General features: G+C 74.3%; 9 protein-coding genes and 1 pseudogene. 1 reads left to right on the top strand and 9 read right to left on the bottom strand.

Translation table 11 applies throughout. From position 1 onward, the window contains the following. The 9 genes and pseudogenes from ACFCY1_RS40985 to rimP all read right to left on the bottom strand — a co-directional run. Nucleotides 1-1,538, bottom strand: a pseudogene (locus ACFCY1_RS40985) (serine protease); the annotation flags it as partial. A 191-nt stretch (nt 1,539-1,729) separates the two neighbouring features. Beyond that, nucleotides 1,730-2,659: a tRNA pseudouridine(55) synthase TruB gene (gene truB, locus ACFCY1_RS40980; protein ID WP_049658666.1), complete on the bottom strand. Its 930-nt coding sequence runs from the start codon at nt 2,657-2,659 to the stop codon at nt 1,730-1,732. 35 nt (nt 2,660-2,694) lie between these two features. Next, nucleotides 2,695-3,798, bottom strand: a complete 1,104-nt coding sequence (locus ACFCY1_RS40975) for a bifunctional oligoribonuclease/PAP phosphatase NrnA (protein WP_079272940.1) — start codon at nt 3,796-3,798, stop codon at nt 2,695-2,697. A gap of 2 nt (nt 3,799-3,800) precedes the next feature. Next, entirely contained in the window at nt 3,801-4,241 is a 441-nt protein-coding gene (gene rbfA, locus ACFCY1_RS40970) for a 30S ribosome-binding factor RbfA (protein WP_049658664.1), read from the bottom strand. 153 nt (nt 4,242-4,394) lie between these two features. After that, complete coding sequence (locus tag ACFCY1_RS40965; protein WP_030289887.1) at nt 4,395-4,691, bottom strand: DUF503 domain-containing protein; 297 nt, start codon at nt 4,689-4,691, stop codon at nt 4,395-4,397. A 148-nt stretch (nt 4,692-4,839) separates the two neighbouring features. Next, nucleotides 4,840-7,983, bottom strand: a complete 3,144-nt coding sequence (infB, locus tag ACFCY1_RS40960; protein ID WP_375877789.1) for a translation initiation factor IF-2 — start codon at nt 7,981-7,983, stop codon at nt 4,840-4,842. A 229-nt stretch (nt 7,984-8,212) separates the two neighbouring features. After that, nucleotides 8,213-8,506, bottom strand: coding sequence for a YlxR family protein (locus ACFCY1_RS40955; RefSeq protein WP_074006403.1), 294 nt, complete (start codon nt 8,504-8,506; stop codon nt 8,213-8,215). A 76-nt stretch (nt 8,507-8,582) separates the two neighbouring features. Further along, nucleotides 8,583-9,584: a transcription termination factor NusA gene (gene nusA / locus ACFCY1_RS40950; RefSeq protein ID WP_049659751.1), complete on the bottom strand. Its 1,002-nt coding sequence runs from the start codon at nt 9,582-9,584 to the stop codon at nt 8,583-8,585. A 55-nt stretch (nt 9,585-9,639) separates the two neighbouring features. Beyond that, nucleotides 9,640-10,176, bottom strand: coding sequence for a ribosome maturation factor RimP (rimP, locus tag ACFCY1_RS40945; RefSeq protein ID WP_074006402.1), 537 nt, complete (start codon nt 10,174-10,176; stop codon nt 9,640-9,642). A 284-nt stretch (nt 10,177-10,460) separates the two neighbouring features. Here rimP and ACFCY1_RS40940 point away from each other — a divergent pair, with 284 nt between their 5' ends. Continuing rightward, nucleotides 10,461-11,402, top strand: coding sequence for a ferritin-like domain-containing protein (locus tag ACFCY1_RS40940; protein ID WP_375877788.1), 942 nt, complete (start codon nt 10,461-10,463; stop codon nt 11,400-11,402). Nucleotides 11,403-11,441: the final 39 nt, after the last annotated feature.

Raw genomic sequence — 11,441 nt, 5'->3', positions numbered from 1 at the left:
CGGCCGTCCTCGGCCAGCCGCTGGGCCACCCGCAGGCAGCGCAGGTCCAGGAAGGCGTCGAACAGCTCGCCGCGGCGCACCGGCCCGTCGCGCAGCCCCTGGGCCCACAGCTCCCCGGCCAGCCGGACGGCCAGCGGGTGCCCGCCGTCCCCGGCGGCGGCCGGGTGGCCCGGCGGCAGCCCGTACCGGCGGCGCACCCGCTCGGCCGCCTCGGGGGGCAGCGGGCCGAGCCGCTGCCCGGCCAGGCTCGGCCCGTCCGGGCCGCGGCCGTCCATCCGTACGGTGGGGGCGCTGCCCAGGTCGCCGTCCGGGTGCGGTTCGGCGGTACGGCGGGGGCCGGGCGTGCCGCTCCCCCAGGTCTCGGCCGCGAGCCGCTCCCAGAGCTCCTCGCCGCAGGCGGTGACCAGCCGGGCGCCGCAGCCGGTCAGCCACTGGCCGGCGCCGCGCAGCCAGCGCGCGTCCACCGCCAGCGGGGCCTCCTCGGGGCCGTCCAGGACCACCAGCAGCGGCCGGCCCGCCGCCGCGCACAGCGCCGCCACCGGCTCCGGCGCGGGCGCCGGGGTGCCGAGTCCGGCCGCGGCGGCGGCCAGCGCCCGCTCCAGCGGCTCGGCGAGCGAGCGGTCCCCGGCCCGCAGGTCGGCGCCGCGCAGCCAGAGGGTGGGCAGCGGGTGGGCGCCGCCGTGCCGGCGGGCGGCCAGCGCGGCCAGTTCGGTGGTGCGTCCGCTGCCGGGGGCGCCGACCAGCGCGGTGACGGTCGCGGCCGGCTCGTCCCCGGCGAGGCCGTCCGGCCGGTCCACCCGGTCGGCGGCCAGGTCGGCCACCCGGGCCGGCCCGGCACCGGCGGCCGTCACCTGGGCGGCGGTCAGCCGCAGCACCCCGGCCAGGTTCAGCGCCGGGCCGTAGCCGGGCACCGCCGCCGCGTTGCTCGCCAGCAGCCCGGCCAGCACCCCGGCGGCCGCCGTCCCGCCCGCGGGGCCCGCTCCCACCGCCACGGCCGGCAGCGCCCCGCCGTGCCGGGGGTCGCGCAGGGCGGGCGCGGCCAGCGCGACCACCGCCCCGCTGCGGGCGTCCAGCACCGGCGAGCCGGCCGGCACCGCGACCCCGCCGACCACCGGCACGTCCAGCAGCAGCACCCCGCCCAGCCGGTGCCCGCCGTACGCCGCGCCGGTGACCCCGAGCAGCCCGCAGCGCAGTGCGACCACCCGGCCGTCCTCCCCCGCCAGCGCGGGCAGCAGCACCTCGTGCCCGGCCGCGACGGCGGCCAGCGGCAGCGGCGGCACCGGCAGCCCGCCGACCGCCTCGGTGCGCAGCAGGGCGAGCCCGTGCCCGGGCAGCGGCAGCACGGCGTCCGGGCCGAGCACTCTGGTCTGCCCGCCGGGGGTGTGCAGGACGACCCGGTCCAGTCCGGCCACGCTCTCGTGTGCCGTCAGCACGCCCCCCTGCGGGTCGGCGACGAACCCTAAGCCGTGCAGCCGCCCGTTGAGGTCGCGGATCCGCAGCAGGTACCGCCCCGGATCGCCCTCCAGAAACCCCGGCATCCCATTGCCCCCTCGACCGTCGCTCGCCCGCCGCCCGGAGCCTGCCCGCGCGGGAGGCGGTCCGACCGCGCCCGCGCCGCTCACCACGGGCGTTCACTCCGCGCGCTCCCTCGTGCGGGTGAAAGGGGGTCCGGGAACGGGAAAGCCCCCGTCGGGACGATTCCCGACGGGGGCTCCGAACAGCGGGGGCGTCAGCCGACGAAGACCGCGACCGGCTTCGCCTGCCCGCCCTTCTCCTCGACCAGCGCGAGGAAGCGCCCGTCCGGCCCGAACACCGCGATCGGCCCGTCCACGCCCATCCCGGGCGCCTTCAGCCGGGCGCCGTGCGACAGCTTCTCCGCCGAGGCCTCGTCCAGGTCCCAGCGCGGGAAGGCGGCCGCCGCGGCCTCGCCGATCGGCAGCACCTCGAGACCCTTGGCGGACTCGCCGGTGACGTCGGCCTCCAGCTGCTCCAGGGTGCGCGCCGACTCCACCCCGTACGGCCCGACCCTGGTGCGCCGCAGCGCGGTCAGGTGCCCGCCGACGCCCAGCCCGGCGCCCAGGTCCCGGGCCAGCGCCCGGATGTAGGTGCCGGAGGAGCACTCGACGGTGACGTCCAGGTCGATCACCGGCGTGCCGTCCTCGGCGACCGCCGCGCGCTGTCCGTGCACGGTGAAGGAGTGGATCGTGGTCGGCCGGGCCGCGAGCTCGAAGTCCTCGCCCTCGCGCACCCGCGCGTACGAGCGCTTGCCGTCGATCTTGATCGCGCTGACCTTGGACGGCACCTGCATGATCTCGCCGGTGAGCGCCGCGATCCCGGCGTCGATCGCCTCCCGGGTGACGGCGTCGGCCGGGGCCGAGGCGGTGACCTCGCCCTCGCGGTCGTCGGTGACGGTGGTCTGGCCGAGCCGGATGGTCGCCTCGTAGGTCTTGGCGGTGAGCATCAGGTGGCCGAGCAGCCGGGTGGCCCGCTCGACGCCGATCACCAGGACGCCGGTGGCCATCGGGTCCAGGGTGCCGGCGTGCCCGACCTTCCGGGTCCCGGCCAGCCACCGCAGCTTGGCGACGACCCCGTGCGACGTGATGCCCTCAGGCTTGTCGACGATCACCAGGCCGTCCGGGCCGGTGCCTTTGCGCTTCATCGGGTTCTTTCTCTCAACAACAACAGCAGAGATGATCAACGTACCGGTCGCAGGGCGCCCCGGAACCGCTCGACCACCGCGGCCACGTCCTGCCGGACGCTGAATCCGGCCGCGAAGACGTGCCCCCCGCCGCCCAGTTCGGCACAGGCCGCGGCGACGTCCACCGCGCCCTTGGAACGCGAGGAGCCGCGCAGCGTGCCGTCCGGGTCCTGCTTGAGCACCAGCGCCACCTCGGCCTCGGCCGGGCGGCGCAGGATGTCGATCAGCCCCTCGATCTCCTCGACCGTGACGCTGAACAGCGCGAGGTCCTGGTACGGCACCCAGGTCCACACCAGGCCCAGCCCGTCCGCCGCCTCCGGCTCGTAGACGGCCCGGTCGAGCGCGCCCGCGAGCACCTTGAGGTAGCCGAAGGAGGAGGTGTCCCACAGCTGCCGGGCGATCAGGTCGTGCCGGATGCCGGTGGCCAGCAGCCGGGCGGCCAGCTCGTGGGTGGCGGGCGTGGTGGCCCGGTACTTGAACGAACCGGTATCGGTGGCGACACCGGTGTAGAGGCAGGTGGCCAGCTCCTGGTCCAGCTCCACGCCGAGCCGGCGCAGCAGTTCGTCGACCAGCACGGCGGTGGCCGGCGCGGTCGGGTCGATCAGCTGGTGGGTGCCGAAGCCCGGGTTGGAGGCGTGGTGGTCGAGCACCACCAGGACGGGCGCGGCGAAGGCCTTGGCGTGCAGCAGGCCGAGCCTGCTCTCCGCGGCCACGTCGAAGCAGAGCACCAGTTCCGGCACGTCCGGCACCTCGACGGCCGGCACGATCAGCTCCTGGCCGGGCAGGAAGGCCAGCGACTCGGGCACGACCTGCGGGTCGTCGCCGAAGGAGACCCGCACCTGCTTGCCGAGCGCCCGCAGCGCCAGCGCCGCCGCCAGCGAGGAGCCCAGCGCGTCGCCGTCCGGGCAGATGTGGCAGATCAGGTCGATCGAACGGGCCCGCCCGATCTCCGCCACCACCTGCTGCCAGAGCAGCTCGAACCCGCTCTCCTCGGCGCGCGGGCCCGGAAGCGCCACGAGGGCACCCTCCACCGTGCTGGTGGAGGACGCCCCCGTGGTCGATCCGGCTCGCGAGGCGGCCTGCGCCGGCTCACCCGCCATGACTACTCGTCCTCGTCGTCACGCTCGGCCGCCGGAACCCGGTACGGGTCCGCCTCGCCGGCGTAGCTCGCCCCCGCGGCCCGGGTGCGCACGGCGGCGTCCGAGTTGCGGGCCCGGTCGAGCAGGTCGTCGATGTTCCGGGCGTTGTCCGGCAGCGCGTCCGCGACGAAGGTCAGCGTCGGGGTGAAGCGCACCCCGATCTTGCCGACCTCGGAGCGGATCACGCCCTTGGCGCTCTCCAGCGCGGCCGCGGTGGCCTCGCGCTCGGTCTCGTCACCGAAGACGGTGTAGAAGACGGTGGCCTCGCGCAGGTCCCCGGTCACCCGGGTGTCGGTGATGGTCACGAACCCCAGTCGGGGGTCCTTGATCCGCCGCTCCAGGGTCTGGGCGACGACCACCTGGATGCGGTCGGCGAGCTTGCGCGCCCTAGCGGTGTCGGTCACGTTGCCTCCTCGTGCAATGGGCCCGGTACCCGGGAGAACTGCGCACCCGTCGGGGCCCACGCCCCAAAGTACCGGCCCGCGCCCGGCCTTGCGGGCGCTCTCGGTCCTGATCCGTGTGAGAACGGCGACTTCCGTCGGCCGGCTCCACGGTCCTCATTCGTCGTCGTCGTTGTGGTACCGCCGCCTCGCGGAGAGGAGCTGTACCTCGGGGCGGCCGGCGACCAACCGCTCACAGCTGTCCAGGACCTCGGTGACGTACCCGGCTTCGCCGGAGACCACCGCGAGGCCGATCTCGGCCCGGCGGTGCAGGTCCTGGTTCCCGGTCTCGGCAGCGCACACGCTGTACTTGCGCTGCAGTTCGGCCACGATGGGCCGCACGATCGAACGCTTCTCCTTGAGCGAGTGGACGTCGCCCAGCAGCAGGTCGAAGGTGAGTGTTCCCACGAACATGTATGACAGGTCTCGCCGACCTGGAAGGCCTCGGGGAGCAGCCCGGAAACGGGCTGGCGCCACTGTGTGACTACCCCGGACCCTACACAGCGAGACCGGGGCCGGTCGACGGAAATACCACCCGTCGACCGGCCCCGGCTGACACCGACTAGGCGCGCGGCTTCTCGCGCATCTCGTAGGTCTCGATGATGTCCTCGACCTTGATGTCGTTGAACGACCCCAGGGTGACACCGGCCTCGAAGCCCTCGCGGACCTCGGTCGCGTCGTCCTTGAAGCGGCGCAGACCCTCGATGGTGAGGCTCTCCGCCACGACCTTGCCGTCGCGGATGAGGCGGGCCTTGGCGTTGCGGCGGATGATGCCGTCGCGGACCAGGACACCGGCGATGTTGCCGAACTTGGAGGAGCGGAAGACCTCGCGGATCTCCGCGGCGCCGAGGCGCACCTCCTCGTACTCCGGCTTGAGCATGCCCTTGAGGGCGTTCTCGATCTCCTCGATCGCCTGGTAGATGACCGAGTAGTACCGGACGTCCACGCCTTCCTTGTCGGCCGCGGCGCGCGCACGGCCTTCGGCGCGCACGTTGAAGCCGATGATGATGGCGTCCGAGCCCATCGCCAGGTCCACGTCGGACTCGGTGATGGCACCCACACCGCGGTGCAGGACCCGGAGCTCGACCTCCTCGCCCACGTCCAGCTTGACGAGGGCGTCCTCGAGGGCCTCGACCGAACCGGAGACGTCACCCTTGATGATGAGGTTGAGCTGCTCGATGGAGCCGGCGGCGATGGCCTTGTCCAGGTCCTCCAGGGACACCCGGACCCGACGCTGCGCGAAGGCGGCGTTGCGGTCGCGGGCCGAGCGCTTCTCGGCGATCTGACGGGCGGTGCGGTCCTCGTCGACGACGATGAAGCTGTCGCCGGCGCGGGGCACCGAGGTCAGACCGAGCAGCAGCACCGGGCGGGACGGGCCGGCCTCGGCGAGGCTGTTGCCGTTCTCGTCCAGCATGGCGCGGACGCGGCCGTAGGCGTCGCCCACGACGATCGAGTCACCGACGCGGAGGGTACCGCGCTGGACCAGGACGGTCGCCATGGCGCCGCGGCCCTTGTCCAGGTGGGCTTCGATCGCAATACCCTGCGCGTCCTGGTGCGGGTTGGCACGCAGGTCGAGCGAGGCGTCCGCGGTCAGGACCACGGCCTCCAGCAGCTGGTCGATGTTCAGACCCTGGCGGGCGGAGATGTCGACGAACATGGTGTCGCCGCCGTACTCCTCGGCCACCAGGCCGAACTCGGTCAGCTGGCCGCGGACCTTGGTCGGGTCGGCGCCCTCGACGTCGATCTTGTTGACCGCGACCACGATCGGCACACCGGCGGCCTTGGCGTGGTTCAACGCCTCGACCGTCTGCGGCATGACACCGTCGTTGGCCGCGACCACCAGGATCGCGATGTCGGTGGACTTGGCACCACGGGCACGCATGGCGGAGAACGCCTCGTGACCCGGGGTGTCGAGGAAGGTGATCGGGCGCTCTTCGCCGTTCACCATCGTCGCCACCTGGTAGGCACCGATGTGCTGGGTGATGCCACCGGCCTCGCCGGCCACCACGTTGGACTTGCGGATCGCGTCCAGCAGGCGGGTCTTACCGTGGTCGACGTGACCCATGACGGTGACGACCGGCGGGCGCGGGGCCAGCTGGTCCTCGTCGCCCTCGTTGGCACCGAAGTCGATGTCGAACGACTCCAGCAGCTCGCGGTCCTCGTCGTCCCGGCTGACGATCTCCAGCTGGAAGCCCATCTCGTCCGCCAGCAGCTGCAGCGTGGCGTCGGAGACCGACTGGGTCGCGGTGACCATCTCACCGAGGTTGAACATGACGGAGACGAGCGCGGCCGGGTTGGCGTTGATCTTCTCCGCGAAGTCCATCAGCGAGGCGCCACTCGACAGGCGAACGGTCTGGCCGTTGCCGCGAGGCAGCATCACACCGCCGACGGACGGGGCCTGCATGGCCTCGTACTCCTGGCGCTTCGCCCGCTTCGACTTGCGACCGCGAGCCGGGCGACCGCCCGGGCCACGACCGAAGGCACCCTGCGTGCCACCACGGGCACCCGGGCCACCGGGACGACCGCCGAAGCCGCCGGGACGGGGGCCGAAGCCGCCGCCACCACCGGGGGCGCCGCCACCCGGACGCGGACCGCCGAAGCCGCCGCCACCGGCCGGACGCGAGCCCGGACCGGCCGGACGACCCTGGAAGCCGGGACGGGCACCGCCGGCGCCGCCCGGACCACCCGGACGACCGCCGGGGCCACCGGGACCACGGCCACCGGGGCCCGGACGCGGGCCGGCCGGACGCTGCGGCATCATGCCCGGGTTCGGGCGCGGCATGCCGGACGGGGACGGCGCGCCGGGGCGCGGACCGGCCGGACGCGGCATGCCGTCGGGACGCGGGGCGCCACCCGGACGGGGGGCACCGGCACCCGGAGCGCCGACGGGACGCGGACGGTCGCCACCGGGACGCGGCGCACCGGCACCCGGAGCGCCGGCGGGACGCGGACGGTCGCCACCGGGACGCGGCGCACCGGCACCCGGGGCACCGGCGGGACGCGGACGGTCGCCGCCCGGACGCGGACGGTCGCCACCCTGGGCACCACCCGGACGCGGAGCACCGCCCTGACCACCCTGACGGCGGTCGCCGGGGCGGCCCATGCCGGTGGCGCTACCCGAGGTGAACGGGTTGTTGCCCGGACGCGGACCGGCCGGACGCGGGCCCGGACGGGCACCGCCGGAGGCCTGGCCGCCACTCGGGCGCGGGGCCTGGGCGGCGGGACGCGGGGCCTCGGCCGGAGCCGGCGAGGAGAACTCGGCCGCGGGCGCGGCCGGAGCCGCCGGAGCGGCGGGACGCGCGGCCGGACGCGGGCCCGGAGTCGGAGCGCCCGGCTTCGGGGCACCCGCTCCGGCCGCGGGGGCCGCAGGGGCGGCGGCCGGCGCGGAAGGCGCGGCGGCAGCCGGGGTCGGACGGGGACCAGGGGTCGCGCTGGGGCGCGGACCCGGGGTCGGAGCGCCCGGCTTCGGGGCACCCGAGCCGGCCGCGGGGGAGGGCGCCGCGGGCTTCCGCGGGCCCGGCTTGGCAGCGGAACCACCACCGGTGGGGGCCACACCAAGCGCGTCAGTCAACTTGCGTACGACCGGCGCCTCGATCGTCGAGGACGCCGAACGGACGAACTCGCCGAGCTCGGTGAGCTTGGCCATGACGGCCTTGCTCTCCAAGCCAAGCTCCTTGGCGAGTTCATAAACCCGGACCTTAGCCACTTCACTCCTGTCTATGAGTCCGGGGGTCTCGTCCGCCGGACTGTCGCTACTTCATGGGCGTACCCATCGCGTACTCATCGCGTACTCATCGAGAGCTCATCGCAATCTCGACCTACTTCCACATCGCGAGGTACCTGACTGGTGGCACGGCGCGCGGCTGCCCGAGCGCTGTGCTTGTTGCGGTGGTTCTCCGCCGCGCGAGCGGCGAGTGTCGCGGGAGGCCGCCCGGCTAGGGGGCTCCGCCCACCAGCTCCCCGATGAACCCGCGGAGCCGCTCGGTGTCGAGCGCGCCCTGGAGCCGGAAGGCCCGGGGGAACGCCCGACGGCGGACCGCGAGGTCGAGGCAGGCCGGATCGGGGTGCAGGTGAGCTCCCCGGCCCGGGAGTGCGCCGCGGGGATCAGGGACGCACTCGCCCTCGACCGCCGTGACACGCAACAGCTGGTGCTTGGCCGCTCGCTTGCGGCAGCCCACGCAGGTGCGTTCCGGGCGTGCTCGGACATGCGTCCGGCCAGACGAAGGCAAGTCTACCCCTCCGAAGCGACATGGCGCCGCCCCGCCGATCCCGGAGGACCGGCAGGGGCGCACACGACAACGATGATTACCGGGCCTGCGATTCCTCGGCGGGGACCTCGGTGTCCGGCCGGATGTCGATCCGCCACCCGGTCAGGCGCGCGGCCAGGCGGGCGTTCTGCCCCTCCTTGCCGATCGCCAGCGACAGCTGGTAGTCCGGCACGATCACCCGGGCGGAACGCTGGGCGGCGTCCACGATCTCCACGCTGGTCACCCGTGCGGGCGACAGGGCGGCGGCCACCATCTCCCGGGGGTCCTCGGACCAGTCGACGATGTCGATCTTCTCGCCGTGCAGCTCGCCCATCACGGCGCGCACCCGGGAGCCCATCGGGCCGATGCAGGCGCCCTTGGCGTTCAGGCCCTGGCGGCGCGACCAGACCGCGATCTTGGTCCGGTGGCCGGCCTCACGGGCGATCGCCGCGATCTCCACGCTGCCGTCCGCGATCTCCGGGACCTCCAGCGCGAACAGCTTCTTCACCAGGCTGGGGTGGGTGCGCGACAGCGTCACCGAGGCCCCGCGCACGCCGCGGCGCACGGCCACCACGTAGCACTTCAGGCGGGTGCCGTGCCGGTAGTCCTCGCCCGGGACCTGCTCCTGCGGCGGCAGGATGGCCTCCAGCTTGCCGATGTCGACCAGCACGTTCTTCGGGTCGTTGCCCTGCTGGACGACACCGGTGACGATGTCGCCCTCCTTGCCCGCGTACTCGCCGAAGGTCTGGTCGTCCGCGGCGTCGCGCAGGCGCTGCATCATCACCTGGATGCCGATGCTGGACGCGATCCGGCCGAAGCCGCTCGGGGTGTCGTCGAACTCCTTCGGCTCGACGCCCTCGTCCAGCTCCGCCGGGTCCTCCATCGCCCACACGGTGACGTGGCCGCTCTTGCGGTCCAGGTTCACCCGGGCCCGCCGGCGCGAGCCCTCGGTGCGGTGGTACGCGGTGAGGAGGGCGGACTCGATGGACTCGACCAGCAGGTCGAAGGGGATGTTCTTCTCGTTGACCAGCGTGCGCAGGGCACTCATGTCGATGTCCACGGCTACGCCTCCTCGTCTTTCGTCACGTTCGTCATGGTCGTACGGCACCGGGGGTTCACTCGGCGCCGTCCTCCCCCTCGTCGAAGTCCGCGGCCTCGTCCAGGAGCTCGTCGTCCTTGCGGTTGAACTCGACCTGGACGCGCGCCCGGGCCACCTCCGCGTACGCCAGACGGCGCTCCTTCGGACGGCCGCGTCCCTTCACCGGCTGCACCTCGACCAGTGCGCCGTCCTCGTCGGCCTCCAGCACCCGGGCGACGATCTCCCCGCCGTCCTCCAGGTGGATCTTGGCCAGCCGACCCTCGGCGCGCTGCCAGTGCCGGGGCAGGACCAGCGGACGCTCCGCACCCGGCGAGCCGACCTCCAGCAGGTACGCGTCGTCCCCCATCAGGTCCGACTCGTCCAGGGCCTCACCGACCACCCGGCTGAACTCGGCGATGGCGTCCATGTCCACGCCGCCGTCGGTGTCGACGTCGATCTGCACCTGCCGACGGCTGCCCGCCCGGGTGACCCTGACGTCCTCCAGATCCAGTCCGGCCTGCTCGGCCAGCGGCTCCAGCAACGCTCGCAGCCGGTCGGTGTGGGTGGTGCTCATCCGGGTGGACTCCTCGGCCGCGTCTGCTGTTGTCAGAAGGTCGCCCCGCGCCCCCGGTGTGCCACACCGGGTCACGGCAGCTCGGCCCAAAGCCTATCCGGTCAAGCCCCCAACCACCGATTCCGGACCTCCGCCGACCACGCCCACGCCACCCACTGCGAGCAAGCTCACACCCGGCACGGCATCCCCGAACCGCACCCGGGAACGTGGGGATTCTGTAATCATTCACGCCAACGAGGGCAGGCGGGGAGGCCGTCCTCCCGTACCCGCCCGGAGTGATCCCGATGCAGCCGCCCAGCCGACGGACCTTCCTGGCCCTCGGACTGCTCACCACCCTCACCGCCTGCACCGCCGACCCCCACGGCGCCCACCCGGCCGGCCCCACCCCACCCCGCGACCTCGACACCCCGGCCCGCCTGCGCGCGATCGCCGACACCGACCTCCTGCTCGGCGCCTACGACAGCCTGCTCACCGCCCCGGGCGCCCAGACCGCCCTGCTCCAACCGCTGCGCGACGACACCGCCCGGCACCGAGCCGCCCTCGCCCAAGGCCTGCCGAGCGCGAGCCCCTCCCCCACCGGCACCCCGTCCCGCGCCCTCCCCACCCTCCCCGAGCTGGCCCTCATGGAGCACCGGACCGCCGAGTCCCACCTCCAGGGCCTCGACGAGGTCAGCCCGCCCCTCGCCCGCCTGCTCGCCTCCGTCTCCGCCGGCAACGCCCTGCACGCCGCGGCCCTCGGCGACCAGACCCCCGTCAAAACCCCCGACGGCACCACCACCGCCGGCAGCACCACCGAACGCGCCGCCGACGCCAACGCCGCCGTCCCCGCCCTCCAAGCCGCCCTCAGCGCCGAACACGCCGCCGTCTACGGCTACGGCGTGGTCGGCGCCCACCTCCCCGACGACCCCCAGCGCACCGCCGCCCGCACCACCCACGCCGCCCACCAGGCCCAACGCGACGCCTGGCAACGCCTCCTCACCTCCGTCACCGCCGCCCCCACCCCCGCCGCCGCCGGCTACCAGCTCCCCTTCCCCGTCACCTCCCCCACCGACGCCGCCAAACTCGCCGTCCACCTGGAAACCCGCCTGACCACCACCTACGCCGACCTGCTCCTCACCCTCCCCACCCCCTACCGCCCCTTCGCCGCCACCGCCCTCCGCGAAGCCACCCTCCGCGCCCACACCTGGGGCGCCCCCACCCCCGCCCTCCCGGGCATCCCCACCTGACACCCCCCTCAGCGGGCGCGCCGGGCGAAAGCCCGCGCG

The organism is Kitasatospora sp. NPDC056273 (assembly GCF_042268845.1).
Classification (GTDB): domain Bacteria; phylum Actinomycetota; class Actinomycetes; order Streptomycetales; family Streptomycetaceae; genus Kitasatospora.
The sequence above is the reverse complement of the archived record's forward strand: the minus strand, read 5'-3'. Positions and strand labels throughout refer to the sequence as shown.